25 protein-coding genes are annotated in these 26,323 nt (G+C 60.9%); 6 read left to right on the top strand and 19 right to left on the bottom strand.

Translation table 11 applies throughout. From position 1 onward, the window contains the following. Window positions 1-6 precede the first annotated feature (6 nt). A complete protein-coding gene (gene glgX, locus VW35_RS06165; protein ID WP_046142095.1) occupies window positions 7-2,019 on the top strand; it encodes a glycogen debranching protein GlgX in 2,013 nt (670 codons plus the stop codon). On the opposite strand, the gene VW35_RS06160 is transcribed toward glgX, so the two are convergent. From VW35_RS06160 to VW35_RS06100, 13 genes are all read right to left on the bottom strand, one after another. Continuing rightward, window positions 2,016-2,477: a GNAT family N-acetyltransferase gene (locus VW35_RS06160; protein WP_161796865.1), complete on the bottom strand. Its 462-nt coding sequence runs from the start codon at window positions 2,475-2,477 to the stop codon at window positions 2,016-2,018. The genes glgX and VW35_RS06160 overlap by 4 nt on opposite strands. A 7-nt stretch (window positions 2,478-2,484) precedes the next feature. Next, window positions 2,485-3,117 carry an urease accessory protein UreG gene (gene ureG, locus VW35_RS06155; protein ID WP_046142094.1) on the bottom strand — a complete coding sequence of 211 codons (633 nt, stop codon included), beginning with the start codon at window positions 3,115-3,117 and terminating at the stop codon, window positions 2,485-2,487. A 15-nt stretch (window positions 3,118-3,132) separates the two neighbouring features. Beyond that, entirely contained in the window at window positions 3,133-3,564 is a 432-nt protein-coding gene (locus VW35_RS06150; RefSeq protein WP_052951538.1) for a DUF3995 domain-containing protein, read from the bottom strand. Beyond that, window positions 3,561-4,217 carry an urease accessory protein UreF gene (locus VW35_RS06145; RefSeq protein WP_046142093.1) on the bottom strand — a complete coding sequence of 219 codons (657 nt, stop codon included), beginning with the start codon at window positions 4,215-4,217 and terminating at the stop codon, window positions 3,561-3,563. The genes VW35_RS06150 and VW35_RS06145 overlap by 4 nt, the downstream gene beginning before the upstream one ends. After that, window positions 4,214-4,690, bottom strand: coding sequence for an urease accessory protein UreE (locus VW35_RS06140; protein ID WP_046142092.1), 477 nt, complete (start codon window positions 4,688-4,690; stop codon window positions 4,214-4,216). The genes VW35_RS06145 and VW35_RS06140 overlap by 4 nt, the downstream gene beginning before the upstream one ends. Before the next feature lie 117 nt (window positions 4,691-4,807). Beyond that, entirely contained in the window at window positions 4,808-5,260 is a 453-nt protein-coding gene (locus VW35_RS06135; protein WP_052951537.1) for an MliC family protein, read from the bottom strand. A gap of 139 nt (window positions 5,261-5,399) precedes the next feature. Next, window positions 5,400-6,533: a tetratricopeptide repeat protein gene (locus VW35_RS20470; protein WP_052951536.1), complete on the bottom strand. Its 1,134-nt coding sequence runs from the start codon at window positions 6,531-6,533 to the stop codon at window positions 5,400-5,402. Further along, window positions 6,533-8,242 carry an urease subunit alpha gene (gene ureC, locus VW35_RS06125; RefSeq protein ID WP_046142091.1) on the bottom strand — a complete coding sequence of 570 codons (1,710 nt, stop codon included), beginning with the start codon at window positions 8,240-8,242 and terminating at the stop codon, window positions 6,533-6,535. The genes VW35_RS20470 and ureC overlap by 1 nt, the downstream gene beginning before the upstream one ends. A 99-nt stretch (window positions 8,243-8,341) precedes the next feature. Beyond that, complete coding sequence (locus tag VW35_RS06120) at window positions 8,342-8,761, bottom strand: hypothetical protein (RefSeq protein ID WP_046142090.1); 420 nt, start codon at window positions 8,759-8,761, stop codon at window positions 8,342-8,344. Window positions 8,762-8,860: 99 nt separating this feature from the next. After that, window positions 8,861-9,166 (bottom strand): urease subunit beta, encoded by a 306-nt coding sequence (locus tag VW35_RS06115; protein ID WP_046142548.1) that lies wholly within the window; start codon window positions 9,164-9,166, stop codon window positions 8,861-8,863. Window positions 9,167-9,176: 10 nt separating this feature from the next. Beyond that, on the bottom strand, window positions 9,177-9,755 hold the full coding sequence (locus tag VW35_RS06110) for a HupE/UreJ family protein (protein WP_046142089.1): 579 nt from the start codon (window positions 9,753-9,755) through the stop codon (window positions 9,177-9,179). 10 nt (window positions 9,756-9,765) lie between these two features. After that, window positions 9,766-10,068 carry an urease subunit gamma gene (locus tag VW35_RS06105; RefSeq protein WP_046142088.1) on the bottom strand — a complete coding sequence of 101 codons (303 nt, stop codon included), beginning with the start codon at window positions 10,066-10,068 and terminating at the stop codon, window positions 9,766-9,768. A gap of 9 nt (window positions 10,069-10,077) precedes the next feature. Then, on the bottom strand, window positions 10,078-10,782 hold the full coding sequence (locus VW35_RS06100) for an urease accessory protein UreD (protein WP_244465838.1): 705 nt from the start codon (window positions 10,780-10,782) through the stop codon (window positions 10,078-10,080). A 227-nt stretch (window positions 10,783-11,009) separates the two neighbouring features. Between VW35_RS06100 and VW35_RS06095 the strand changes: the two genes are divergently transcribed. Beyond that, complete coding sequence (locus VW35_RS06095) at window positions 11,010-11,372, top strand: hypothetical protein (protein ID WP_046142086.1); 363 nt, start codon at window positions 11,010-11,012, stop codon at window positions 11,370-11,372. A 56-nt stretch (window positions 11,373-11,428) separates the two neighbouring features. On the opposite strand, the gene urtE is transcribed toward VW35_RS06095, so the two are convergent. From urtE to urtA, 5 genes are all read right to left on the bottom strand, one after another. Continuing rightward, window positions 11,429-12,133 (bottom strand): urea ABC transporter ATP-binding subunit UrtE, encoded by a 705-nt coding sequence (gene urtE, locus VW35_RS06090; protein WP_046142085.1) that lies wholly within the window; start codon window positions 12,131-12,133, stop codon window positions 11,429-11,431. Beyond that, complete coding sequence (gene urtD, locus VW35_RS06085) at window positions 12,130-12,879, bottom strand: urea ABC transporter ATP-binding protein UrtD (protein ID WP_046142084.1); 750 nt, start codon at window positions 12,877-12,879, stop codon at window positions 12,130-12,132. Before urtD ends, urtE begins: the two co-directional genes overlap by 4 nt. A 3-nt stretch (window positions 12,880-12,882) precedes the next feature. Next, on the bottom strand, window positions 12,883-14,079 hold the full coding sequence (gene urtC / locus VW35_RS06080; protein ID WP_046142083.1) for an urea ABC transporter permease subunit UrtC: 1,197 nt from the start codon (window positions 14,077-14,079) through the stop codon (window positions 12,883-12,885). Window positions 14,080-14,257: 178 nt separating this feature from the next. Beyond that, on the bottom strand, window positions 14,258-15,862 hold the full coding sequence (urtB, locus tag VW35_RS06075; protein WP_046142082.1) for an urea ABC transporter permease subunit UrtB: 1,605 nt from the start codon (window positions 15,860-15,862) through the stop codon (window positions 14,258-14,260). Between the two features lie 180 nt (window positions 15,863-16,042). Further along, complete coding sequence (gene urtA / locus VW35_RS06070) at window positions 16,043-17,347, bottom strand: urea ABC transporter substrate-binding protein (protein WP_046142081.1); 1,305 nt, start codon at window positions 17,345-17,347, stop codon at window positions 16,043-16,045. Between the two features lie 230 nt (window positions 17,348-17,577). Between urtA and VW35_RS06065 the strand changes: the two genes are divergently transcribed. The 3 genes from VW35_RS06065 (at window position 17,578) to VW35_RS21510 (ending at window position 23,288) form a co-directional block, all read left to right on the top strand. After that, window positions 17,578-21,168, top strand: coding sequence for a hybrid sensor histidine kinase/response regulator (locus VW35_RS06065; RefSeq protein ID WP_083982479.1), 3,591 nt, complete (start codon window positions 17,578-17,580; stop codon window positions 21,166-21,168). Next, window positions 21,155-22,069, top strand: coding sequence for a response regulator transcription factor (locus VW35_RS06060; RefSeq protein WP_046142080.1), 915 nt, complete (start codon window positions 21,155-21,157; stop codon window positions 22,067-22,069). Before VW35_RS06065 ends, VW35_RS06060 begins: the two co-directional genes overlap by 14 nt. A gap of 379 nt (window positions 22,070-22,448) precedes the next feature. Continuing rightward, window positions 22,449-23,288 carry a hypothetical protein gene (locus tag VW35_RS21510; protein ID WP_161796864.1) on the top strand — a complete coding sequence of 280 codons (840 nt, stop codon included), beginning with the start codon at window positions 22,449-22,451 and terminating at the stop codon, window positions 23,286-23,288. 83 nt (window positions 23,289-23,371) lie between these two features. Here VW35_RS21510 and VW35_RS06050 read toward each other — a convergent pair whose 3' ends face one another. After that, entirely contained in the window at window positions 23,372-23,896 is a 525-nt protein-coding gene (locus VW35_RS06050) for a superoxide dismutase family protein (protein ID WP_046142079.1), read from the bottom strand. 133 nt (window positions 23,897-24,029) lie between these two features. Here VW35_RS06050 and VW35_RS06045 point away from each other — a divergent pair, with 133 nt between their 5' ends. Continuing rightward, on the top strand, window positions 24,030-26,201 hold the full coding sequence (locus VW35_RS06045; protein WP_046142078.1) for an FdhF/YdeP family oxidoreductase: 2,172 nt from the start codon (window positions 24,030-24,032) through the stop codon (window positions 26,199-26,201). The last annotated feature ends 122 nt before the right edge of the window (window positions 26,202-26,323 follow it).

The raw sequence follows: 26,323 nt of genomic DNA, 5'->3' as shown, positions 1-26,323 counted from the left end.
CACACTGTGACCGGACCAAAGCTCGTTCCAGGCGCCGGGACAACCGACCGGCTCGGCGCCACGATCACTGAGGACGGCGTCAATTTCGCCGTCTATTCCGAGACCGCCAGCGCCATCTGGGTTTCGCTCTTCGATGAGCTGGACCAAGAGATTTCGCGCATCGAGCTTGATGTGCATCGGGACAATATCCATGCGGGCTTCGTCGCCGGCATAGGCGTGGGCGCGCGCTATGGGCTGCGCGCCGATGGGCGGTATGATGAAGAGCAGGGCTTTTTCTTCGATCCGCAGAAGCTGCTCGTCGACCCATATGCAAGGCGGATCGACCGGGTGTTTGTTCGTTCTCCGCGTTTGCGACTGCGGCGCGAAGAGGCGGTCGATACCGCCCCTCTTGTGCCCAAGGCCATTGTTGTCGGCGACGGAAACGAGAATGTGCTTCCACGCAAGAAGGCGCCGAGCCTTTTCTACGAGCTTAATGTGCGCGGCTTTTCCATGCGCCATCCAGGCGTCCAAGGACCGCTGAGGGGAACGATTGCAGCGCTGACGACGAGGCGCGTGGTCGATCATTTCAAGCACCTGGGGGTCGACACGATCCAACTGATGCCGACGGCGGCCTGGATCGACGAGGGCCACCTGCCGGCTTTGGGCCTCACCAATGCCTGGGGCTATAACCCTGTCGCCTATTTCGCCATCGACCCGCGGCTGGCGCCACGCGGGCCGCAGGAATTGCGGGTCATGACCGATCTTTACCGCAAGAACGGAATCTCCGTGATCCTCGATGTCGTCTACAACCATACCGGCGAGGGTGATGCCAACGGGCCGATGCTGAGCCTCATGGGCCTTGATGCGCAGACCTATTATCGGTTCGTCGATGTCGACGGAAAGAAGGTGCTAGTCAACGACACGGGCACCGGCAACACGCTTCGCTGCGATCATCCGGCAGTGCAGCGGCTGGTGATCGAAAGCCTGCGCTATTGGGTTGAGGAGATGGGTGTCTCTGGCTTCCGCTTCGATCTGGCGACGGTACTTGGGCGCGAGCCAGGGTTCAACCCGGACGCGGAAATGCTGCGAAAGATCAAAGCCGATCCGGTGCTGAGCCAATGCATCCTCGTTGCAGAACCCTGGGATCCGGGACCGGGCGGCTATGCGCTCGGCAAGTTCGGCAAGGAATTCCAGGAGCACAACGACACTTATCGCGATGAAGTGCGCTCTTTCTGGCGCGGCGAGAGCTACAAGATCGGCGCGCTCGCCGGCAAGGTCTCGGGATCGGCCGAAATCTTCGACGTTGCAGGGCGCAAGCCGAGCCATGGCGTCAATATGCTGGCCGTGCACGATGGCTTCACCCTTCGCGATCTCGTCAGCTATATCGACAAACACAACGAGGCCAACGGCGAAAACAACCGCGACGGCCACGGCAATAATCATTCGTGGAATTGCGGCGTCGAAGGCGAAACGGACGATCAACGCATTATCGCGGCGCGGAAGCGGGATGTTCGGGCGCTGTTGGCGACGCTGTTTCTGTCGCGCGGTACGCCGCTGATCCAGCAGGGCGATGAGTTCTTCCGCACCCAGCAGGGCAATAATAATGCCTATGCCCAGGACAACGAGATCACCTGGCTCGACTGGGAAGCCGCCGACGGCGCGATTGTCGACTTCGTTGCGGCGGTTAACGCCTTCCGCAAAGCGCACCCGGCAATCAGCCATGATCACTGGCTGACCGGTCAGGAGCGCCATGGCTTGCGCGATGTGATGTGGCTGCATCCGGATGGGCGCGAGATGAACGAGGGCGACTGGAACGACGGCGGTGCGTCCGTGCTTGGCATGCATCTGCGTCATAAGGACGATGAGGTTCTTGTCTGGTTCAACCGGCGTATCGATCCGGTGACGGTGCGGTTGCCTGAAGGCGAATGGCTCATCGGCATCGACTCCGATCCCCAGACGGCAGCGACAATCGGCGATGGCACCGTCCAGGTTGGGGCGCGGAGCGTCCTGGCGCTGGCGCGGCAGCAAGCGGCTGGCTAGGGGATGAGGATCGTCATTCCATGACGCATGTAGAAGCGCTGCGCTGCGATATTGCCGGTCTCGACCTTGAGATCGGCATGGGCGAACCCGCGTTGCTGCAGGCGGGCAAAAGCTGAAACCAGCAGGAAACTGCCGATGCCACGATTGCGCCAGGCTGGGGAAACGACGAGATCCTTGATGAAACTGCTGTTCCAGCATTGCGCAAGGCCGATTGGCTCGTCGCCGTCATAGGCGAGAATGATGAGCTCTGGGTCGAACTCTTCATCTTCGACGAGCTGCCACCACCATTCGTCGAAGCTGGCCACGGTGCCGCCGCCGTTGGCATAGGCGGCCTGGAGCAGGGCATGAAGCGCGATCGGACGGCTTTGCCACAACGGGACGATCGACACCGCTTCTGCCGGTGGCACAGAGACGGAGGGCGCGGTCAGATCCTTGCGCAGGCGCAGATAATCCGCCAAGAGCGCGCTATTCGGCTGCGACCGCGGCAAAGCCGCCGTGACGCTCGATGAAGCCGATGATCTGATCAAGGCTTTCGCGGCGCAGGAGATCGGTGAAGACGTAGGGCCGACCCTCGCGCACCTTCTGGGTGTCGCTCTCCATCACTTCGAGGCTGGCGCCGACATAGGGGGCGAGATCGGTGTGGGTGATGACAAGCAGGTCCGAGCGTGAAATGGCGGGCCCGCCCTTGCGCGGGATCTTTTCGCCCTGGGCAACCGAGATGACGTAGATCGTCAGATCGGCAAGATCGGGCGAGAAGGTCGCAGCGAGATTGTCGCCGCCGCTTTCGATCAGGATGATGTCGAGATCGGGAAACTTGCGGTTGAGATCGTCGATCGCCGCGAGATTGAGCGAAGCGTCTTCGCGGATGGCGGTATGCGGGCAACCGCCGGTTTCGACGCCCACGATGCGATCTTCGGAAATGGCCTGGACGCGGGCGAGGATCAGCGCGTCTTCGCGGGTATAGATGTCATTGGTGACGACAGCCATGGAGTAGCGATCGCGCATAGCCTTTAGCAGCATTTCGCAAAGCGTCGTTTTGCCGGACCCGACAGGGCCGCCGATGCCGATGCGAAGGGGACCGTTGAGGCTTTTGGTCATCGGAGAATCCTGTGGCTAGAGGTAGCGGAAGACGACCAAGGCGAGAAAGCCGAGGCCGAGTGCTAGGCAAAGCGGGGAATAAACGCGGCTATCGTTAAGGCGAAAGTTGGGTTCGGGAGTCAGGCCCTGCCACCATGATGTGTAGCCAGCAATACCGCGCGCGAAAAACACGAGTGCGAAAGCCACGCCGCCGAGATCGAGGAGGAGGCCGCCGCTGTCATGATCGGCGAGAGCGAGGGCATAGACGGCGGCAAAGATCGTAACCAGCGCAATGGCAAATGAGGCAAGGCGCGGTGGCATGCGCTCGATATCCTTGAAGCCAACAACCGTCTGGGCCAGCAGTTTCTCATTGCGGATCGGCCAAGTGCGCCCAAACGACCAAAGGAAATGCGCGAGCGAGACGGCAAAAAGCGCGATGAACATCATGGACGCAATGAACATGTTCATGATCGGAAAATCCTTGTCGGCAAAGTCTCGTGCTGCATCTGGGCAATATCGGCGCCATAGGCGACGCTGCCGATATCATCGAGCCCAGCCTCGGCGCAAATGGAAGCCATGCGGGCGATTTGGGGCTCGAGGTTCGCCATGACGCTGAGGCCATCCGTCTGCCCGATGGGAACAAGACGCACAGCAACCGAGACCTGTCCGTGAACGCTGGCGGTCAGAAAAGCCAGGAGAGTATCGGTGAGGCCGATTGCGTGCGCCGCGGCAAACGCGCCCACCGCAATCGGATAGGCGCAGGGGCTTGGCATATCCAGTCTGGGTTCGACAGGCCAGGCCGCGCCGGCAGTCACGAAAGCATTGCCGGTGATCGTCGTCTCGGCGTGGCGCTCGCGCGCGGGCGTCAGGGCAAGGCAAAGGTCGGCGAGATCGCGCAGCACGTCACCGTCGCGGCAATTCCGATGGGCATGCGCGAGGATGATAGCGTCGGTGCGCAGGGCGCCATGGAGAAGGGCGCCGGCGATCCAGTTTTCCGTGCTGGCGCGATCCATAACGAGACCGCGAACGATGGCCGTCTCAAGGCCCGCGGACCAGGCGAATGCTCCTACGGGAAAAGCCGGCGAGAGCCAGGTGAGCAGTCTTTGAAGGTCGGAATTCACGGGCGGCGTGCCATAAGGGCGTGCGCTGGCTCTGCGTGGGCATGGCTATGGTAGGCGCCATGCTCGGCAAAGAATGGTTCGGTGACATCGGTGACGGTGGCGCCAAGGCCTTCGAGCATGGTCTTAAGAACGTGATCGCGCTTGATGAGGATGCGGTCGGCGTCAAGCTGGGCCGGGGTATGGCGATTGCCTATATGCCAGGCAAGGCGCAGGAGATGCGCCGGGTCCCTGGCAACGACGGCATAGAGCGCCTCCTTGGCAGCAAGGATTTCGACCACGCGACCGTCATCGAGCTGCAGCGCGCCCTCATGATCGAGCGTGACGGTATTGGGAAAATCGACAGTGATTTCGGTGCCGTTCTTGCCGGTCAGCAACTTGCGGCGCAGGCGGCGTTCATCATGTGCCAGAGTGATGCTGTCGATGGGGGCGCCTTGGCCGTGTCCGGCAGGCAAATGGGCTACGGCACGAGGCATAAACGCGATGGGTCCCGGTCGATTGGCACGATGTGCCCCGATGATAGGGGCACTTAGAGATGTACCTTTCCCGAGGCGCTATGCAACCGTCGATTGACGTATTTCGGTCGAATCCGATCAGGGCGTGGGGCTTGCGGCGAGGCATGTTGCGATGGGCGCTTCGTCTTCGGCGGCGCGCAGGTCTCGCAAGGTCGCTTCGTCGCCATTGTCCCACCATTCATATGGGCCAGAGACATAGCGCGCACCGGAGCCCGAAACGGCGGTGACGAAGATATAGGTCTGGCCTTCAACGGGGAGGATGGCGAGGAAATTGGGCGCGGCGTTGACATAGCTGACACGAAAGCCTTCGCCGTTGTTACACTGATAAACCGTGGTGCGGCGCTCGATGTCGCTCGAAGCATCAAGGGTGAGCGTGAGCGATGCCGAGACTGTCGGTGCGACTACGTCTGGTGTGGAAGTCGCGGCAGGGGCTTCTGACGGCTCAGGGGTGGGCGGCGTTTCCTGAGCAAAGGCAGCGCTGCCGGAAAGCATCAGGATTGAACCCAGAAATAGGCTTCTCAAATCGATCATGGCCTTCCTCGATAGGACAATGGCGCCCGCGAACACCAGTTGGGTCCACAATCATGGTGATTGCTTGTTCTGGCAAGGTGCTGGACGTCTGAAGTGAGGACTAAGGAGAACAGCTGTTGGCGCAGTGGCACCTATTCGATCAGCGCCGCTGCAGCAGATAGAGCTGGCCAGGAATCGGCACTTCGCGCTCGAGCCTTATGGGCTGAGGCTGTTCGGCCACGAGTTCGAGGGAGAACCGGGCCGCGAGGTCAAGGATATAAGTTCGGCTATGGGCAAAGCGGCCGCTCGAGCGGATGGCTATTCCGTCCCCATCATGCGTTTCCACCGAAAAGGCAATGACGCCGCGGGGTGCTAGCCTTTCCGTCAGTTGGGCGAGAAGATCGGTTATCTCGCCGACATAGATAAACACATCGGTGGCGGCGATTAGCCCATAGGGACCGGAAAGGTCAGGATCGGCGGCGATGACCGCTGCGGCATCTCCGGTGCGGAGCGTCCGGTAAATGCTTCTCTCGGCGGCCTTGGCTACCATCCTGGGCGCGATATCGACGCCGTCGATAGGACGGAAGGTTTCCGGCAAAGCCGCGCCCATGAGGCCAGTGCCGCAGCCCACATCGAGTGTCGGGCCGCTCGTCATGTCGTGGTCGGCCAACATTTTCGTCAGCGCCTCTGGCACGCGGTATTCAAGCTTGCCGGTCAGATGGGCATCGAAGGTATCGGCGTAGGAATCGAAGAGTTCGGCGACATAGGCCCGATCGGGAGCACCGGCTTCCGACAGGGCGGCGACCATGTGGCTCGCATAAAGATCAGTCGGGCGTAGTTTGGTGGCGCGCGCAAAGCTTTTTAATGCGGCCTCGGATTGTCCGAGGTCGAGCTGGGCCTGGCCGAGTTCGCGAAAAATCCCGGGGTCATTCGGGTGAATGGTTCGACCTTTGTTCAACAGGTCTGCAGCGCGCTGTGGCTGCTTGAGCGCCAGTAGCGCCTGCGCCAGCGCGACGTGAAGATCGGCAGAGCGCGGTTTCAGCGCCAGGGCGCGCTCCAAGCTCATGGCCGCGATGTCCGCGGCCCCGGTGCGCATGGCAAGGCTTCCCATGAGCTGGTGCGCTTCAGCAAGATTGGGCGCGACTTGAACGAGTTCAGCGCTGATCCGCGCGGCCTCGGCAATCTTGCCCTGGCTTTCGAGCTGCTGGCCCTTGGCGAGCAGCTCGTTAGCGCGCAACGCAAGAATGGGATTGGTCGGAAGACCTTTTGAGACAGCGCCGACCGGCTTTTTCATCAGAACAGGAAATATCGTTGTGCCATTGGCAGAACTGTAGCCGGTTCGCAGGTGAGAAGTACACCGTCGGCGCGCACTTCGTAGGTTTCGGGGTGCACGTCGATATCGGGCGTGGCGGTGTTGAGCTTCATCGAGGCTTTGCCAATGCCGCCGCGGGTGTTCTTGACGGGCAGCAAATCTTTTTCGACGCCGAGGCGATTGCGCAGTCCCGCATCGTGGGCGGCCTGGGAGATGAAGGTGACCGAGGAGCGGCTGACGAGCTTGCCGTAGGCTCCGAACATCGGGCGGTAGTGCATCGGTTGCGGCGTCGGGATGGAAGCGTTGGGATCGCCCATGGGGGCGGCGGCAATGGAGCCTCCGAGAATGACCATTTCCGGTTTTACGCCGAAGAAGGCGGGGCTCCAGAGGACAAGGTCGGCGCGCTTGCCGACTTCGACCGAGCCGATGTGCTGGCTGAGGCCGTGCGCAATGGCGGGGTTGATCGTGTATTTGGCGATGTAGCGGCGGACGCGATAATTGTCGTTGTCGCCAGTTTCCTCAGCGAGCTTGCCGCGCTGACGCTTCATCTTATCGGCTGTCTGCCAAGTGCGGATCAGCACTTCGCCGACCCGGCCCATGGCCTGGCTATCGGACGAAATGACCGAGAGCGCGCCCATATCGTGGAGGATGTCTTCGGCGGCAATGGTTTCCTTGCGGATGCGCGATTCGGCGAAGGCGACGTCTTCGGGGATGGACTGATCGAGGTGGTGGCAGACCATGAGCATGTCGAGATGCTCGGCAATGGTGTTGACCGTGTAGGGGCGGGTCGGGTTGGTCGAAGAGGGGATGACGTTGGGGAGGCTCGCGACCTTGAGGATGTCCGGCGCGTGACCGCCGCCTGCGCCTTCGGTGTGAAAGGCGTGGATGGTGCGGCCCTTGAAGGCGCCGACGGTGTCTTCGACGAAGCCAGATTCATTGAGCGTGTCGGTGTGGATCATCACCTGCACGTCGTATTCGTCGGCGACCGACAGGCAGTTGTCGATGGCGGCAGGGGTGGTTCCCCAGTCTTCGTGTAGCTTCAGTGCCGAGGCGCCGGAAAGGATCATTTCGACGAGCGGGGCGGGGACTGAGGCATTGCCCTTGCCGGCCAGCGCCAGGTTCATCGGGAAAGCATCAAAACTTTCAATCATGCGCTCGACGTGCCATGCACCGGTGCAGGTGGTGGCTAGCGTGCCATGGGCCGGGCCGGAGCCACCGCCGAGCATGGTGGTGACGCCAGACATCAGCGCTTCTTCGATCTGCTGGGGGCAGATGAAGTGGATATGGGCGTCCATGCCGCCGGCGGTGAGAATCTTGCCTTCGCCGGCAATGGCTTCAGTCGAGGGGCCGATGATGATGTCGACGGCCGATTGTGTGTCGGGATTGCCGGCCTTGCCGATTCCGACGATGCGCCCGTTCTTAAGGCCGATATCGGCCTTGAAGATGCCGGTATAGTCAACGACGAGCGCATTGGTAATCACGGTGTCGACGGCGCCTTCGGCGCGGGTGCGCTGGGATTGTCCCATGCCGTCGCGGATTACCTTGCCGCCGCCAAATTTTACCTCTTCGCCATAGGTCGTAAAATCCTTTTCGACCTCGATGAAGAGTTCTGTGTCGGCCAGGCGCACTCTATCGCCGGTGGTCGGACCGTACATATCGGCATAGGTGGCGCGGGAAATGCGGGCGGGCATGGCGGGCTCCGGGTGATCAGGAGGAAATTTGGAAAAATGCCAAAAGCGCCCGGCTCAGAAGAGCCGTGCGTGGCGCAATTGGATAGGTCTTGAAAGAGTTTAGTGGCGCGACTTCGCGGATTGAGTCCGATAGACGGACACTGAGCGGTCGATAACGGCATCGAGCATTTTTTCGCCCGCTGCCATTTGCGGATCCGAGCGGAGCGTCGCTGCCACCAGCGACATCGCCAACGCTTGAATGGCGTAGGCATGTTTGGTCTTGCCGGCTTGATGATACTCGTTGCCGCGTTGCTCGAAGACCTTGAGCAGGTCGTTGTAAACCTGCGGCGTCATGTTCGATTTGGCGGCCGTCCAGGTCAGCTGCTGCATGGTGTCGGCCAGATCGGCAGCCAAGCTGCCGATCAAGGCCATGGCTTCGCCGTCCTCTGCGCCCGATTTCTGAATGTCGCCCAGAACCGCGGCGAAGCGTTGCTTGAACTCGGCATTGCGGGCGGCAGTATCGGAGGCTGAGACGGTCATCGGTTTCCGGGCACAGGCAGTAGGAACAAGTGGCCCTTAAACCACCGATCGCGTGCGATTGCCAAGGCTCGGAGCGATAATTGACCCTAAGCTGCATGATCAGAGTGCGCCCATTACCTTTTGGCGGAAGCCGTAGATCTGGCGGTCGCCGCCAATCGGCACGAGCCGCACTTCGCGGGCTTGGCCCGGCTCGAAGCGGACGGCGGTACCGGCCGCAATATCGAGCCGCATGCCGCGAGCCTTTTCGCGATCGAAGCTGAGCCCGGCATTGGTTTCGTAGAAATGATAATGTGAACCAACCTGGATGGGACGGTCGCCAGTGTTGGCGACCTCGATGGTGACTTGGGCGAGCCCCGCATTCAACTCGATGGTGCCGGAGGCGGGAATGACCTGGCCTGGGATCATTGCCATGGCGCTAAGCTCCAAATGCCAGCCAGAGGCCACCGAGGGCCGTGGCAGCGCCTGCGAGACGCGAAATGGCCTGGCCACCGAAGCGGTTGAGCGCAAGGCCGGCGCCAATGCCGATCGCATGAAGGGCGATGGTCGCCGTCATGAAGCCAGCGGCAAATTCCCATGCACCTGCGACGCCAAGCTCGCCGCCGTGCGCATGGCCATGGAAAAAGGCGAAGAAACCTACAAGCCCCGCAACGGCGGCGGTGGGGATAGGTAGAGCGAGGGCAATAGCGATGCCCAGGAAGACGACCGAAGCGAGGATAACCGGTTCGACGAGGGGCAGGGGCATGCCCGAAATGGAAGCGACAAAGCCGAGCCCCATGGTGCCGACAAAGGCGGCAGGAACCAGCCAGGTGGCGCGGCCGCCTTGCATGGCTGCCCAGAGGCCTACAGCGATCATGGCGAGGATATGATCGAGGCCGAAGAGGGGATGTGTGAAGCCGGCTGCCAGCGACCCGTGTTCGACCGGATCGAAATGGGCGAAGGCAGGCAGGGTGGCCGCGGCGGTGATGGCGACAGCCAGAGAAACGCGCTTGAGCATGAAATCCCCTTTAGCGGATGGGTTGATGAACGGTGACGAGCTTGGTGCCATCCGGGAAAGTGGCCTCGACCTGGACGTCATGGATCATCTCGGCGATGCCCTCCATGACCTGGTCACGCGTGATGACATGGGCGCCTGCTTCCATGAGTTCGGCAACGGCGCGACCGTCTCGCGCGCCCTCGACGACGAAATCGGTGATGAGAGCAATAGCTTCAGGATGGTTGAGCTTGACGCCGCGCTCGAGCCGCTTGCGCGCAACAATGGCGGCCATGGCGATGAGGAGCTTGTCTTTTTCGCGGGGTGTGAGGTTCATCGGCGATTCCTAGAGGTGCCAGAGGCGCGGCAGGGTGCCGGCGCCGGCGAGATCGACAAGAGTTGGAACAAGAAGGCGGCGCAACGCAAGGCCGGAAGGCGCCATGGCGCGTACGACGACCCGCTCGCCCGTGGCGCTGGCAGCGATCAGGCCACCGGCAGGATGAAGAGCGCGGAGCCGGTCGAGAACGCGGCCGGCATGGTCGGGACTTTTCGCGATATGAAGCACGGAGGCGAATGCGCGGTTTCCATCGAGAAGCGATAAGGCGTCACGCGCTGCGCCTTCTCCGGTCAGACGCGTTGCTTCGGCATGGATCAGGCGGCCGTCGCGATAGATGCGCCAGGTGTCTGAGAGCATCGCATCACGCGCCTCCTCGCCCATTGCGTCGCGACCCAGGAGCACGGCTTCAACGGCAGTCAGGGTGGCGCCCGTTTCAAGATGAACCGTGAGACGACGATTGAGCTTGCTAGCAGCGAAAAGAATGGTTTCCTGCGGCAGCCAATCGAGATGCGCACCTTGGCCGACGAAAAGCTTGGTTTCGACTTCAGCAACATCGCCGGTCGAGCGGTAGCTACGTTCACAGGCTTGGGTGGTCAGAACGAGATGACCATCTGCAGCGACGGCGGCTTGCCAGGAAAGACGGTCGCCACCAGTGATGCCGCCCGCCGTATTGATCAAGACAGCTTCGATCCAGGCCGAATGCGTGCGCGGCAAGCGAATTTTGCAGCAGCCTTCTTGAAAGAGCGTGTCGAGGTGCGTCGCGTTGTCACGCGTTTTCGTGCCAATGCTCGCCCTGCCACTTGCCCGCTGCAAGAGTTGCGGCGCGGAAATATTCCCTGATTTCAGCGACTGCACAAAATTCATTGCAACGAAGCCGCCTGACCTTCGTTATCTGAACGAGCAAGCGCTCTTTCAAAGAGAATTTTCAAGAGGGTATAAAAATGACCATCAAGTCCGCTCTTTCCGTTGTTGCCCTGACCGTTGCCTTTACTGGTGCTGCATTTGCCCAGGGGATGATGATCAACGGCGTTGCCGTCTCTGCTGAAGACCAGCCGGCCGTACAGGAACGTTGCGATCAGCTCTCGAATGCTGCAACGACCGAATCCTTGGCTCCCACGACTGAAGATGGCGAAGCAAGCAACACCCCGGGCGCTGACACCAACAGCGCGACCAGCACGACCGCTGCTGACGCCACTCTCGACAACGCGCCGACTGCAAACGCAACGCAGAACGCAACCACCACTATCGATCTTGACACCATCACTCTCGAAGCCTGCACCGAAGGCGGTTTCGTGAAGATGTAAGCGATCGCTTTTGGCGATTGAATAGAAAGGCATCTGGCTTCGGTCAGGTGCCTTTTTCATACCATGAGATGCTTGCGCACATCGGGCCGGTCCAAATCGCTCGCAGGCCCCATATGCATGATTTCGCCGCGGTCCATGACATAGATATCGTCAGCGATCTCGCGGCAGAAATCGAGGAATTGTTCGACCAAGAGAATGGTCATGCCCTTCTCGTCGCGCAGAAACTGGAGTGCGCGGCCGATATCCTTGATGATCGACGGCTGAATGCCTTCCGTGGGTTCATCAAGAACCAGAACTTTTGGCCGGGTGACCAGAGCGCGGCCAATTGCGAGCTGCTGCTGCTGGCCGCCCGAGAGATCGCCTCCCCGCCGCCCAAGCATGGATTTTAGGACCGGGAACAGCTCGAAGATGTAATCGGGAATATTTCGGTCGCTGCGGGCGAGGCCGGCATAGCCGGTTTCGAGGTTTTCTTTCACGGTCAGAAGCGGGAAGATTTCTCGGCCTTGCGGCACATAGCCGATGCCCATGCGGGCGCGCTTGTAGGGTGGCGTTTTTTTGAGCACTTCGCTGCCGAAAGTTATGGCGCCCGATGAGATGTGGTTGATGCCGGTAATGGCACGTAGTGTCGACGATTTGCCGACGCCATTACGGCCGAGGACTGCAGTGATCTTGCCGGGCTGGCAGTCGATAGTGACGCCCTTTAAAGCTTGTGCGGCGCCGTAGTGTAGATCGATGGTCGAGATGGAGAGGGCTGCGGTCATCGTCCAAGATACCTTTCTATCACGACGGGATTGGCGCTGACCTGATCGAGCGTGCCCTCTGCCAAGACAGCGCCTTCAGCCAAGCACACGACGCGCGAACCGAGTTCGCGCACGAAGCTCATGTCATGCTCGACGACGACGACGGATCGGGTCTTGGCGATTTCGCGCAGCAGTTTGGCCGTTTCCTCTGTCTCGCTATCCGTCATGCCGGCGACGGGTTCGTCGACGAGCAGGAGCTTGGGATCTTGTGCAAGCAGCATGCCAATTTCTAGCCACTGCTTTTGGCCATGGCTGAGATTGGCCGCGAACTCGTCCTTGCGATGCAGTAGGCGGACGGTGTCGAGGATGTCGGTGATACGGGCGATGTCGTCATCGCTGGCAGTGTAGAAGAGCGCATTGAAGATGCCGCGGGGCTTCTTCAGCGCCATTTCGAGATTGTCCCAGATGGTATGGCTCTCAAAGACGGTGGGCTTCTGAAATTTACGACCGATGCCAAGATTGGCGATCGTGGCTTCGTCGAGTTTTGTTAGATCGGTACGGCCGTCGAACATGACTTCGCCAGCGTCGGGGCGCGTCTTGCCCGTGATGATGTCCATCATCGTGGTCTTGCCTGCGCCATTTGGGCCGATGATGGCCAGCATTTCGGTGGGGCGGACGATGATCGAGAGGTTGTTGATGGCTTTGAACCCGTCGAAGGCAACCGAAACGCCGTCGAGATAGAGCATCGTGTCTTGGGCTTTGCTCATGGCTTACTCCGCCGGACGGGGCTGGGGATTGTCGAAGGTGCTGGGGTCCTCTCCGCGTTCGATATCGGCGGATCGGGCTGGCGTGGGTGGGGTCGGTTCCGCCGTTTGCCGGCCCGCGCCAAAGACTTGCTTCCAGAGCCCAACAATGCCCTTGGGCAAGAACAGCGTCACGAAAATGAAGAGGGCGCCGAGGGCGAAGAGCCAGAACTCGGGCAGGGCACTGGTGAACCAGGATTTGCCGAGATTGACGACGATCGCGCCGATGATGGGACCGATCAGCGTGCCGCGTCCGCCGACGGCGGTCCAGATGACCACTTCGATCGAATTGCCAGGCTCGAACTCGCCGGGATTGATGATGCCGACCTGCGGCACATAGAGGGCGCCAGCAATGCCTGCCATGATGGCCGAAACGGTAAAGGCGAAGAGTTTTACATATTCAACGCGATAGCCGATGAAGCGAGTACGACTTTCGGCGTCGCGGACGGCGACCATGACTTTTCCTAGCTTGGAATTGACGATCATCGAACAAACGAGGACCGAGAGCGCGAGGGCTATGGCCGTTGCAGCAAAGAGGATGACGCGGGTGCTCTGGGCCTGAACCGGGGCGCCGAGGATGTCCTTGAAGTCGGTCAGGCCGTTATTGCCGCCAAAACCCATGTCGTTGCGGAAGAAGGCCAGGAGCAGCGCAAAAGTCATCGCCTGGGTGATGATCGAGAGATAGACGCCTGTCACGCGGCTGCGGAAGGCGAAGAAGCCGAAGATGAAGGCGAGGAGGCCGGGGACCACCACGACCATGGCCATGGCGAACCAGAAATTATCGAAGCCAAGCCAGTACCACGGCAGTTCTTTCCAATTGAGGAAGACCATGAAATCGGGGAGCGTCGGATTGCCATAGACGCCGCGGCTGCCGATCTGGCGCATGAGATACATGCCCATGGCATAGCCGCCGAGCGCGAAGAAGGCGCTGTGGCCGAGCGAGAGAATGCCGCAATAGCCCCAGACGAGATCGAGCGCGAGGGCGAGGATCGCGTAGCTGAGATATTTGCCGAGGAGCGAGACTAGATATGTCGGGACGTGGCCGAACTGGCCCGGCGGGATGAGGAGGTTTGCCATCGGCACGAGTATGGCCACGGCGAGGAAGATGCCGATGACCCAGATGGCCTTCTTGTCGAGCGCGCGGAACAAGGCTTGGGTCAGCATGGGCAAATACTCCGGAGGCACGTTCTCCCTTCTCCCCTGAGGGGAGAAGGTGGCGCGCAGCGCCGGATGAGGGGTTGGGATCGGCGGGTTTCTGATGGGCCTTTACCCCTCACCCTGACCCTCTCCCCTAAGGGGCGAGGGGACGAAGGAGCTACTACGCTGGCATTTATAAGGTTTCTCATTGTTCGATCGCCCTTCCCTTGAGGGCGAAGAGGCCCCGCGGATGCCGCTGGATGAAGAGGATGATCAGCACGAGGATCAGGATTTTGCCGAGCACCGCGCCGGCGTAGGGTTCGAGGAATTTGTTGGCGACGCCGAGGGTTAGAGCGCCGACGAAGGTTCCCCAGAGATTGCCGACGCCGCCGAAGACCACGACCATAAAACTGTCGATGATGTAGTTCTGGCCGAGGTTCGGGGAGATGTTGTCGATCTGCGTGAGGGCGACACCGGCGAGGCCGGCGATGCCGGAGCCTAGGCCGAAGGTCATTGCGTCGACGAAGGGGGTGCGGATGCCCATGGCCGAGGCCATCCGGCGGTTTTGCGTGACGGCGCGCATCTGAAGCCCAAGCGGCGTGCGGTTGAGGATCAGTAGCAGCATGAAGAAGACGATGAGCGCGAAAATGACGATCCAGAAGCGGTTGTAGGTGATGGCGAGGCCGAAGAAATCGGTGGAGCCTGACATCCAGGTCGGGGCGATGACCATCTGGTTGGTTGGTCCGAAGATCGAGCGCACGGTCTGCTGCAGGATCAGCGACAAGCCCCAGGTGGCGAGGAGGGTTTCGAGGGGCCTTCCATAGAGCCAGCGGATAATGCCGCGCTCGATGCCAACGCCGATGGCGCCGGTGACGAGGAAAGCGACTGGCAGGGCGATGAGGAGGGAATAATCGAGGAGGCCCGGGAAGGACTGGCGAATGACGAGTTGCACGAGAAACGTCGTATAGGCGCCGAGCATGACCATTTCGCCATGCGCCATGTTGATGACACCCATGACCCCGAAGGTGATGGCAAGGCCGATGGCGGCGAGGAGGAGGACCGAGCCGAGCGAGACGCCGAACCAGACGTTTTGCAGCGCGGCCCAGACAGCGCGGCTCTGTTCGAGGCCGGCAATGGCGGACTGGATTGTCGGCTTGACCTCATCGGGCGCGCTGGCGAGGGCGCTGGTGAGGACGGTAATGGCACTGCGGCCGGCGCCGGATACGATCTGGGGCACAGCGGCCTGTTTTTCTTCGATCGACGCGTCTTCGCTCGACAGGATGGTGGTCGCACGCGCGGTCTGCATGACGCCAAGCACATTCGCGTCGGTCTCGGCGGCGATTGCCTCATCAAGGAGCGGCAGCGTGGCCGGATCGGGATTGGCGAGGAAGCCCTGAGCTGCCGATAGGCGGGTGCGCGGATTGTCACTCATCAGCGTCATGCCACCGAGAGCCGCGGAAATATCGCGTCGCAGACCGTTGTTGACGCGAATGCGGGACAGATCGGTATCGGCGCCGAGGTCAACGGCTTCGCCGGTGAGAGGATCGGTAATAGTGGAGCCATTCTGGATGACGACGCGGCCAGATGTTTCGTCGAGATAGAGGTTTCCGTCGCCGAGAGCGGTGAGGACGGGGACGACAGAAGGATCGCCGGTTGACGCCAGATCGGTGACGATCTGGGTGAGCTCCTTGAGGTTCGCCTCGCCCATGGCCGCGATGCGGGCGGTGATGTCAGTCGTCTGGGCTTGGGCGAGCGTCGGAACGAGAAGCGACATCGTCAGCAGTGCGAGGCGGAGAAGGGGAGTCAGCATCGCTTGGGAAGTCCTTGTCGTTCTTTTGGATTTGTCTGGAAGGGGCTGGTGCTTGCCGCCACCCCCTCCCGGCCTCCCCCATCAAGGGGGAGGTGTAGATTTGTGATTGGGCTAGATCGTCCCCAAGTCACCGGCCCGACACCTCCCCCTTGATGGGGTAGGATGGGAGGGGGTGATCCCTTACTGTGCGGTACCGCCGCAGGTCTTAGTTTCGGTGTTGTAGTTGCCGCAGTTGATTGGGGCGGTCCAGTCGGCTTCCAGCATCTTGGATTCCGGCAGGTAGTCGGACCATGCGTCGCCAGCGACGAGGTCGTCGGTCTGCCAGACCACGAAGAACTGGCCGTCGTCCTGAATTTCCCCGATCAGCACGGGCTTGGTGATGTGGTGGTTCGGGAGCATCTTGGCCATGCCGCCGGTCAGGTTCGGCGTTTCGAGGCCGACGATGTTCTCGATCACGGCGTCGGCGTCGGTGGACTTGGCCTTTTCGACCGCAGCAACCCAGAGGTTGAAGCCAATCATGTGGGCTTCCATCGGGTCATTGGTGACGCGGGTGTCCGAGCCGATGAACTTGTGCCAATCGGCGATGAACTTTTCATTTTCGGGGGTGTCGACCGACATGAAGTAGTTCCAGGCGGCGAGGTGACCCACGAGCGGGGTGGTGTCGAAGCCGGAGAGTTCTTCTTCGCCGACCGAGAAGGCGACGACGGGGATGTCTTCGGCCTTGATGCCTTGGTTGCCCAGTTCACGATAGAACGGCACGTTGGCATCGCCATTGATAGTCGAGACCACGGCAGTCTTCTTGCCTTCCGAACCAAAGGCCTTGATGTCGGAGACGATGGTCTGCCAATCGGAGTGACCGAAGGGCGTGTAGTTGATCATGATGTCTTCTTTGGCGACGCCCTTGTCGAGCAGGTACTGCTCGAGGATCTTGTTGGTCGTCTGTGGATAGACATAGTCGGTGCCGGCGAGGACCCAGCGCTTCACCGAGCCGCCATCTTCGCTCATCAAATAATCGACGGCCGGGATGGCTTGCTGGTTCGGGGAGGCGCCGGTGTAGAACACGTTGCGCTGGGATTCTTCGCCTTCGTACTGGACGGGGTAGAAGAGCAGCGAGTTGAGTTCTTCGAAGACCGGCAGAACGGACTTGCGGCAGACCGAGGTCCAGCAGCCGAACACGACGTCGACATCATCGACTTCGATCAGCTGGCGGGCAAGTTCGGCGGCAAGCGGCCAATCGGACGCGATATCGACGACGACCGGCTCAAGCTGCTTGCCGAGAACGCCGCCCTTGGCATTTTGCTGTTCGATGAGGAACAGCATGGTGTCCTTGAGGGTGGTTTCCGAAATCGCCATCGTGCCGGAGAGCGAATGAAGGATGCCGACCTTGATGGTGTCGTCCTGCGCCATCGCGGGAACCATGGGTAGGGTGAGGCTGCCGGCGAGAGCTGCGGCGAGCAGGGCGCTTTTGGCGCGGGTGAAGTTCATGTGTTCGTCCCTCTAGTTTGTTGACCCCAGGAGACAGCCAAGGGAGGCGCCTCGATGGGGGCACCTGAGACGATTTTTTAACTGTGCCCTATACGTCGATTGACGTAACTGCTTGCGGCTCCGATTCCGGCAAAGGTCGGAAGGGCCTGAAATACCGCGTGATTTTGTCAAAAAGCCTGCTAAAAACAACGTGGCGCGTTTTTGGGCAACGCTGTGGACTGGCTAAAAAGATGGCGCGACAGCGGATCATTCCAATCAGGCGCGAATACAATCGCTGGGTCGCCAACCAGACGCTTGAAGACTATGCGTTGCGCTTTACCGCCAAATCGGCGCGGCGATTTTCGAACGATCGCATCTCGCAGACGGCGATTGGGGCGATATCGTTCCTCGCTTTGGAGGCGATAGGCGGTAGCGTTACGTTATCGTATGGCACAACTAATGCGCTGATCGCGATACTTGTCGCGTCAATTGCCATTCTGCTCGTCGGCGTGCCCATCTCACGCTACGCGACCCGACATGGGGTGGACGTCGATCTCCTCACCCGCGGGGCCAGCTTTGGCTACATCGGCTCGACGATCACCTCGCTCGTTTATGCCAGCTTCACCTTCATTCTTTTCGCCATCGAAGCCTCTATCATGTCGAGCGCGCTCGAACTCGCCTTTGGCATTCCGCTCTGGATGGGACACATCATTTCGGCGCTGATCGTCATTCCGCTCGTGACGCATGGCATCAGGATGATTTCGAGCTTTCAGGTGCTGACCCAGCCGGTCTGGATCGTACTCAATATCCTGCCGTTTTTCTTCATTGCGTTCATGGATTGGGAAAAGTTCGACCTCTGGCGGGCCTTTGCCGGTCTAGGGCAGCCGGAGGGGGCGGCTGGGACGATTTCGCCATTCGATATTGCCAAGTTCGGCGCGGCTTCGGCAGTCATTCTGGCGCTGATGACGCAGATCGGCGAGCAGGTCGACTTTCTGCGGTTCTTGCCGGCGGAGGGAGCGCCGAAGTGGCGACAGAAGCTGGGAATATTTCTCGCCGGGGCAGGGTGGGTCGTCGTCGGTGCGCCCAAACTGATCGCCGGGTCGTTTCTCGCCTTTCTGGCGCTGTCGTCGGGCGTTTCGCCCGAGCATGCGTCGGAGCCCGGTTATATGTATGCAGTCGCGTTCGGCTACATGATCCCGAACCAGCTGGTGGCGCTGATGCTGATGGCGGTCTTCGTGGTCGTCAGCCAGCTCAAGATCAATGTGATGAATGCCTATGCCGGGTCGCTGGCATGGTCGAACTTTTTCTCGCGGCTGACGCATAGCCATCCAGGGCGCGTGGTCTGGCTCTTGTTCAACGTGGCGATCGCGTTGCTGCTGATGGAACTGGGCATCTATCGGCTCCTCGAAGAGACGCTGGGCATATTCTCGATCATTGCCATGGCCTGGCTCTGCTCGATCTCGGCCGACCTTTTCGTCAATAAGCCATTGGGCCTGTCGCCGCCGGGCATCGAGTTCAAACGGGCGCATCTCTATGACATCAATCCGGTCGGTGTCGGTTCGATGCTGCTGTCGGTGACCGTCGCGCTCTCAGCCCATTTCGGCGCGTTCGGGGAGATGGCGGCCGCGCTGGCACCCTACATTGCGCTGATTGTCTGTTTCATTGCTTCACCTGCGATCGCCTGGGCGACCAAGGGCAGATACTACTTGGCGCGGAAACCGCGGAAGGCGTGGGCGAACAAGACGTCGCTCACCTGCTCGATTTGCGAGCATCCCTTCGAGCCCGAGGACATGGCCTGGTGTCCGGCCTATGCGGCGCCGATCTGCTCGCTCTGCTGCTCGCTCGATGCGCGGTGCCATGACATGTGCAAGCCGCATGCGCATTTCAGGGCGCAGACGCATGCGGTGGCATCGAGTGTGTTGCCGCAATGGGCGATCGAGAAATTGCAGAGCCGGCTTGGGCGCTACGGGATTTCGATGGGCATTGCGACGGCAATCCTCGCGGGGATTCTGGCGCTGATTTATTCCTTTGCCAGCCAATCGGCACCTGACACGGTTGAGGTGGTCGGCGGAACGTTGCTGGTCGTTTTCTTCGTCTTTGCGGTGGCCGCCGGGATCATGACTTGGTTTCTCGTGCTGGCACATGACAGCCGGCTGGTCGCGGAAGAGGAAAGCACGCGGCAGAATACGCTGCTGCTCAAGGAAATCGATGCGCATGGTAGGACCGATGCCGAGCTGCAGCGGGCCAAGGAAAAGGCCGAAGCCGCCAATCAGGCGAAGTCGCGCTATGTGGTTGGTCTCAGCCACGAACTGCGTACGCCGCTCAATGCCGTGATGGGCTATGCGCAGATTCTTGAGCGCGATCCGGAGATGCCGGAAAACCGGCGTGGATCGGTGCAGGTCATCAAGCGTAGTGCCGAGCATCTGTCGGGGTTGATCGATGGCCTGCTCGATATTTCCAAGATCGAGGCAGGGCGGCTGCACGTCTATTCCAATGAGATCAATATCCAGGATTTCCTCGACCAAATCGTCGACATGTTCCGGCTGCAGGCCGGTTCAAAGGGGCTGGAGTTCCGGCATTCAAGGGCGAAGGCGCTGCCGACCTATGTGCGGACAGACGAGAAGCGGCTTCGGCAGATTCTCGTGAACCTACTCTCGAACGCGATCAAGTTCACTGAGACTGGCCATGTCAGTTTCGACGTTGGCTACCGGATGCAGGTGGCGACGTTCACAGTGACGGATACCGGCAGCGGCATATCGGCAGATGATCTCGAGCACATATACGAGCCGTTCGTGCGGGGCGAGGCTGAGCATAATCGGTTCACTCCGGGGCTCGGCCTTGGCCTGACGATCACCAAGCTCCTGACCGAAACGCTGGGCGGGGAAATCCTGGCGACGAGCGCGGTAGGCGTCGGGACGCGATTTACCGCACGGCTGATGCTGGCCAAGGTTGAAAGACCCGCGACGCGATCGACGCGTAGCCGGGATATCATCGGTTATGCAGGACCGCGCCGGACCATCATGGTGGTGGATGACAATGACGATCACCGTGAGCTGGTGCGGCAGATGCTTGAGCCGTTGGGATTTTCGGTGGTGCAGGCCAAGAGTGGGGCGGATTGCGTGGGACAGGTTGCGGCGCAGGTTGGAACCGCGTCTGACCGCACGAGTGCGAAGAATCACAATCAACTTAAGGTCGCCCCCGGGATGGACCCGAGGAGGCTGTACTTGCCGGAAGAGCTCGATGTGGCAAGCCCTCAGGACAAGCCCGAGCGTGATGATGGCGGACGTGGGGGTGGCGATGGTGGGCGTGGGAGTGACGATGTTGAGGGTAGCGATCTCGGAGGTGGCGGTGGCATAGCGTCGATCGACCTGTTCCTGATCGATATCCGCATGCCGGGGATAAGCGGGTGGGACCTGGTCGGGGCATTACGCGAAAGTGGCGTTGCCGAGCCGATCATCATGCTTTCCGCCAATATCGGCGATGGGGCGGGGCCGGCGAGCCTGGATGCAGGCCACAGCGACACACTGGCAAAACCATTCGAGCTGGCGCAATTGCTCGACAAGATCGGCGCGCATCTGGCGATCGAATGGACCTATGCCGAACCGAAGGTTGCCAAAGTGCCTTTGGCTCAAAAGCTGAGATCGCCAGGGGTCGAGCACTTGCGGGAACTGGCAAATCTGGGGCAAATCGGCCACGTGCGGGGGATCGAGACGAAATTGACGGAACTGGCGGGTGATCCAGACAATGCACCGCTTGTCGCCGCCTTGCGTGGACACATGGAGCGGTTCGACTTCGACGCCTATGCCGAACTGCTCGAACGGGTGAGCCATGAGCCGTATTGAGAAGGATCAGGACATCGTGCTCCTTGTCGACGATTCCCCGGAATCGCTTGGCTTTCTCACAACGGCGCTCGAAGCTGCCGGAGTGACTGTGCTGGTCGCGCGAAGTGGTGAGGCTGCGCTCAATATCGCGCAGCGCGTCGCGCCCGATGTCGTGCTGATGGACGCGGTCATGCCGGGGCTCGACGGCTTTGAGACCTGCCGGCAGCTCAAGGCTATGGCGCCACTGGCGCATGTGCCTGTGATCTTCATGACCGGGCTCACCGAGACCGAGCATATCGTCCACGCGCTGGAAAGCGGCGGTGTCGATTATCTCTCCAAGCCGATCAATGTGGATGAGTTGCGGGCGCGCATCCGCGTGCACCTCGCCAATGCGCGGCGGGCGCAGAGCGCGCGGATCGCCCTCGACGCTGCGGGACGGCACCTTGTTGCCTTCGGCCTCGACGGCGGCGTGCTTTGGTCGACGCCACAGGCAAACAAACTACTTGAGCGCTCCAATATCGATGCCAGCCAGCAAGCGGGAATGACCAAGGCATTCCGGCGCTGGCGCAGCGACCCTGCCGACGCGGCGGGAAGCGGATTTGATCTCTCGGTCCCCGGCTCGCCAGGGCTGCAATTTTCATTCCTCGGTCTTGTTGGCGGCGACGAATATCTCTTTCGCCTCGCCGGGGCGCAGCGGGAGGGCCAGGAAGACGAATTGCGCCAGCATTTCGGGCTGACGCGGCGCGAAAGCGAAGTTCTCCTGTGGATCGCGCGCGGTAAATCAAACCGCGATATCGGCGAAATTCTGGGCCTGAGCCCCCGCACTGTGAACAAGCACCTCGAACAGGTCTATGCCAAGCTCGGCGTCGAAAATCGCGCGTCAGCTGCCATCAAGGCTATCCAGGCAACGTCCGAGGCCTGATCTTTTCAAGCGGTATCAAAGGCTTGGTAAAAGACGACAGCGTCTGATGTTGTGATTGCCGGGTATGGAACTCTCGGCATTCTTTGTCGTTCTGCACTCGAACCGCTCGTCATGCGGTGAGCGAAGCGGCGATCCACTCATGCGTGGATATGCCAGGAAAGTCGGCGGTGGCAGGAAGGTTGACGCTCCTTTGCTGTAACCCCGATGGGGCGCGGAACCTTGGTTCCGCGCCTTTTTGTTTTGCTCTTACTTTCACCAAATTCGTGATAAAATTAAATGGTTAACCAGTTCATCTGGGAATCTACATAGATCTGGAACAATAATGTCCGCCGACTCGTCCCTTATATGCGGCAATTGGTCGCAAAGATGGAGATGAGTTATGAAGAGAACTACTCTTTCGTTTCTTCCTCTGGTCTTGATTGCGAGTGCAGCGGCGCCTGTTCAGGCGCAGAGCTTGCTTGGCGTCATTGGAGGAAGCGATAGCGGGGCCCTGGTCACTATTGGCTCGGGCGACGCGTCGAACTCTGGATTGGTTAACCTTGGTGTTGGCGGCGACAATATCGTCGATGCCCAGGTCGGCGGACAGTCCAACATCGCAAATGCCACGGTGGGCACGGGCGGCGGCAGTGCGCTCAACGCCAATGCCAGCGTGCTGGGAGGTGTTGCGGATGTCGACGCCACAGTTGGTGGCGACAGTCTCGTCGATGCCAATGCAGGCCTCCTCAATGGCACTGTTCGCGCCAATGTTCAGGTTGGCGGGGATAGCCTTGCCAATGTCGGCGTCGACATCGGCGGACCGCGTGGTCCTGGCGGCCCAGGAGGCCCAGGAGGCCCTGGTGGTCCTGGAGGTCCGGGCGGACCCGGCGGCCCTGGCGGCAATGGCAACCTGCCCGTCATTTCCGTCGGTAATGGCAATGGCATGCCTGCCGCCTGCAACGGCACCAATCCGCGCGAAGTGCAGCGCCTGATCCAGCAGACGCAGATTGGCGGCTCCTGGCAGCGGGCGAGCAACGTGACCATCCGTCGCGTCGACCTTTGTCCGGAGCTTCAGACCTGGCTAGCAGCGGCCCTCTCCAATTCGGGCCTTGGCACTTCACTGCGGTCCGCCATCAGCAGCGATAGCCTTTTGAGCGCGTCGCTCGATCGTTCTTCTTATCAGGCCGATCGTGTCTTTGCCGTGCAGCAGCGTGGCAACCAGCTCACGGTTTTCGTTTATTGATGCGACCCTGTGGGCCGGTTCTCCGGCCCGCATTCATGTTTTAGCTCAGCCGTGACGCGATCTCTGCGCGTGGGTTTCACTCCTCAGGGGCTGAGCGCCGCTTCGATCACCGCGCAAAGTTCGCGGTCGCCGGAATTTCCTGACGGATCGGTCTTCTGATCGTCCATCCCCGCATGGATGATGATGGCAGTACCATCGTCGTCGAAGACGTAGCCGTCATTGCCCTCGGTCAGAGAAATTAGGTCGGACGTCAGGTCGATCTTGGCAATGCCGTCTTCGCCCACTTTCACGTTCGGCAAATCTCCGGCATGCGGGCCGTCGGCGTTTTCGAGCCCATGCTGATGGTTTGCCGGATTGAAGTGGCCCCCGGCGGATTCGAACTTGCCGGCAGAATCGCAATCGCCGGTGGTGTGGAAGTGGATGCCGTGATCGCCGGGCGTCAGACCCATGGCCTCACCGGTGATGAGCACGTTGCCATCGGACTGGGTGAGCATCACCGTGCCGGCTTCTTCGCCGTTGGTGTCGATGAACGTGCCCTTGGCTTCCTGAGCAAAAGCAGAAGTGGCCAGAAGGGCAGAAAGAGTAACAAGTCCAAGCACGCGGCGCATATCAACCTCCTCGATCGTGATTGCGCCACAGCAACGGCATGCAAGAACCGATGTTCCCGCCGAAAGGCGTTCGTGAACGCTTGCTTCAAGAGCGGTTGGCTGGGAAAATGGGCGCAAGTGAGGAGTTTTGTGCGTGGCCGAGACCAACAAGATCGTGGGCGGCGGGCCCAAAAAGGTGCTTTATACGCTTTCGACCATCGGCAAGATGGGCGTGGGCAGGGCGGCCAAGGCGCTGACGGCCAAGAATACGTGCAAGGCCTGTGCCTATGGCATGGGCGGCCAGCATGGCGGCATGACCAACGAACTCGATGAGTTTCCATCGGTTTGCAACAAATCGGTGCAGGCGCAATCGACGGACATCCAGCCGCCGATTCCGGAACCAGTCTTTCAGCACACGATTGCGGAGCTGGCAGAATTGTCCGGCCGCGAGATGGAGCGGTTGGGGCGGCTCGGTACGCCGCTTTTCCGGCGGGCGGGGTCGGATCGGTTCGAGCCGCTCGATTGGGATGCGGCGCTGGACCACGCGGCGCATCGGCTTGCCGACACCGATCCGCAGCGGACGTTTTTTTACTCGTCCGGCCGCTCATCCAACGAGGCGGGGTTCCTGTTCCAGCTTCTGGCGCGGGCCTATGGGACCAACAACGTCAACAACTGCTCCTATTATTGCCATCAGGCGACGAGCGAGGGACTGGCGACGACGATCGGCAAGGGCACGGCGACGGTCGAGCTCGAGGATCTGACCGGGGCGGACCTGATCTTCGTGATCGGCGCCAATCCCTCGTCGAACCATCCGCGTTTCATCCACATGCTCAAGAACTGCCGCGAGCGGGGCGGGCAGGTGATCGTCATCAATCCGGCCAAGGAGCCGGGGCTGGTCAAATTCGCGGTGCCCAAGTCGCCGCTATCGATGCTCAAGGGCGGCAGCGAGATCGCTTCGGATTATCTGCAGCCGCGGATCGGGTCGGACATCGCGCTCTTGAAGGGGATTGCCAAGGCGGTGCTGGAGCAAGGCACCGAGGACCGGGCGTTTATCGCAGCGCATGGGGCAGATTTTTCGGCGTTCCGTAACGATCTTGATACGCTTGATTGGAGCGATATCACCGCGGCTTGCGGGCTTTCGCGCGAGGAAATCGCGCGGGTGGCGGCCGCCTATGGGCGGTCGCAGCATGCGGTTTTTGCCTGGGGCATGGGCATGACGCACCATGTCCATGGCGTCGCCAATGTCGAGGCGATCGCCAATCTCGCGCTCTTGCGCGGGATGATCGGCAAGCGTTTCGCGGGGCTTTTGCCGCTACGCGGGCATTCCAATGTCCAGGGGATCGGGACGATCGGGGTGAAGCCGGTTCTGGCCAGGGATGTGCTCGAGCGCATGGAAGAGGTTTTCGGGGTTAGTTTCCCCGACGAAAAAGGCCTCGACACCATGGCCTGTCTTAGGCGGGCGGAGACGGGCGGCATCGATGCGGCCGTGGTCATGGGCGGCAACCTCTGGGCGGCGACGCCGGACACGGCCTTTGCCAGCCGGGCGATGGGCGCCATCGGGTTCAAGCTATTTCTCACGACCACACTGAACCAAGGCCATGTGCATGGGCTGGGCGAGGGCGAGGTGATGATCCTGCCGGTGACGGCGCGGGACGAAGAGTGGGAGCCAACGACGCAGGAATCGATGTTCAACTTCGTGCGCCTCTCCGATGGCGGCATCGAGCGGATCGGCACGGTCCGGCCAGAGAGCTGGATCCTGGGGCAGTTAGGCCGGCGCATGCTGCCCGGTTCACCCATCGATTTCGATGCCTTTTCCGGCCACGCCAAGCTGCGCGATGCGATTGCGGCGATCGTGCCTGGCATGGAGGAGCTGGCCGATATCGACGTGGCCAAGCGCGAGTTCCACATCCGCAATCGCGTGCTGCACGTGCCCGAGTTCGGGACGCCCGACGGCAAGGCCCATTTTGCGGTGACGCCCATTCCCAAGCTCGATGGCGGCACGCTGATGCTGGCGTCGGTGCGCAGCGAGGGGCAGTTCAACTCGATCATCTACGAGGAAACCGACAGCTATCGCGGCAAGGCGGGACGCTATTCGGTTTTCCTGAGCGAAACCGACATGGCGGCGCGCGGGCTCGCCGAGGGACAAAAGGTACGCGTGCGCTCGGCGGTGGGGGAGATGGAGGGGGTCGCGATCCGCTTCGATCTGCCGGCAGGATCGGTGCTTGCCTATTATCCCGAGGCCAACGTGCTGATCGGCACGGAAGTCGATCCGCGGAGCAAAACGCCGGCGTTCAAATCGGTGCCGGTCGAGGTGTTCGCAGCTTAGAGAAGTTGCTCATGGCTTGGCCGTCGCATGGACCACCCGGACGGGCCGGGTGGTGACGGTGGCAGCAGGATGGTGCGTCGATAGCTTGGCGACAATGGCGACCAAGACGCTGGGGACGACGC

The organism is Devosia soli (assembly GCF_000970455.1).
Taxonomy (GTDB): domain Bacteria; phylum Pseudomonadota; class Alphaproteobacteria; order Rhizobiales; family Devosiaceae; genus Devosia; species Devosia soli.
Note: the sequence above shows the minus strand (reverse complement) of the source record. Positions and strands in the feature narration are given on the sequence as shown.

Coding starts and splice junctions, on each gene's coding strand:
- ureG (WP_046142094.1), bottom strand. CDS start 3,117: ATGACCAAAAGCCTCAACGGTCCCCTTCGCATCGGCATCGGCGGCCCT.
- urtB (WP_046142082.1), bottom strand. CDS start 15,862: ATGCTGACTCCCCTTCTCCGCCTCGCACTGCTGACGATGTCGCTTCTC.
- VW35_RS06140 (WP_046142092.1), bottom strand. CDS start 4,690: ATGCCTCGTGCCGTAGCCCATTTGCCTGCCGGACACGGCCAAGGCGCC.
- VW35_RS06135 (WP_052951537.1), bottom strand. CDS start 5,260: ATGATCGATTTGAGAAGCCTATTTCTGGGTTCAATCCTGATGCTTTCC.
- ureC (WP_046142091.1), bottom strand. CDS start 8,242: ATGCCCGCCCGCATTTCCCGCGCCACCTATGCCGATATGTACGGTCCG.
- VW35_RS06105 (WP_046142088.1), bottom strand. CDS start 10,068: ATGAACCTCACACCCCGCGAAAAAGACAAGCTCCTCATCGCCATGGCC.
- VW35_RS20470 (WP_052951536.1), bottom strand. CDS start 6,533: ATGAAAAAGCCGGTCGGCGCTGTCTCAAAAGGTCTTCCGACCAATCCC.
- urtC (WP_046142083.1), bottom strand. CDS start 14,079: ATGCTGACCCAAGCCTTGTTCCGCGCGCTCGACAAGAAGGCCATCTGG.
- urtA (WP_046142081.1), bottom strand. CDS start 17,347: ATGAACTTCACCCGCGCCAAAAGCGCCCTGCTCGCCGCAGCTCTCGCC.
- VW35_RS06120 (WP_046142090.1), bottom strand. CDS start 8,761: ATGACCGTCTCAGCCTCCGATACTGCCGCCCGCAATGCCGAGTTCAAG.
- VW35_RS06095 (WP_046142086.1), top strand. CDS start 11,010: ATGACCATCAAGTCCGCTCTTTCCGTTGTTGCCCTGACCGTTGCCTTT.
- urtD (WP_046142084.1), bottom strand. CDS start 12,879: ATGAGCAAAGCCCAAGACACGATGCTCTATCTCGACGGCGTTTCGGTT.
- urtE (WP_046142085.1), bottom strand. CDS start 12,133: ATGACCGCAGCCCTCTCCATCTCGACCATCGATCTACACTACGGCGCC.
- VW35_RS06050 (WP_046142079.1), bottom strand. CDS start 23,896: ATGCGCCGCGTGCTTGGACTTGTTACTCTTTCTGCCCTTCTGGCCACT.
- VW35_RS21510 (WP_161796864.1), top strand. CDS start 22,449: ATGAAGAGAACTACTCTTTCGTTTCTTCCTCTGGTCTTGATTGCGAGT.
- VW35_RS06065 (WP_083982479.1), top strand. CDS start 17,578: ATGGCGCGACAGCGGATCATTCCAATCAGGCGCGAATACAATCGCTGG.
- VW35_RS06115 (WP_046142548.1), bottom strand. CDS start 9,166: ATGATCCCAGGCCAGGTCATTCCCGCCTCCGGCACCATCGAGTTGAAT.
- VW35_RS06110 (WP_046142089.1), bottom strand. CDS start 9,755: ATGCTCAAGCGCGTTTCTCTGGCTGTCGCCATCACCGCCGCGGCCACC.
- VW35_RS06060 (WP_046142080.1), top strand. CDS start 21,155: ATGAGCCGTATTGAGAAGGATCAGGACATCGTGCTCCTTGTCGACGAT.
- VW35_RS06150 (WP_052951538.1), bottom strand. CDS start 3,564: ATGAACATGTTCATTGCGTCCATGATGTTCATCGCGCTTTTTGCCGTC.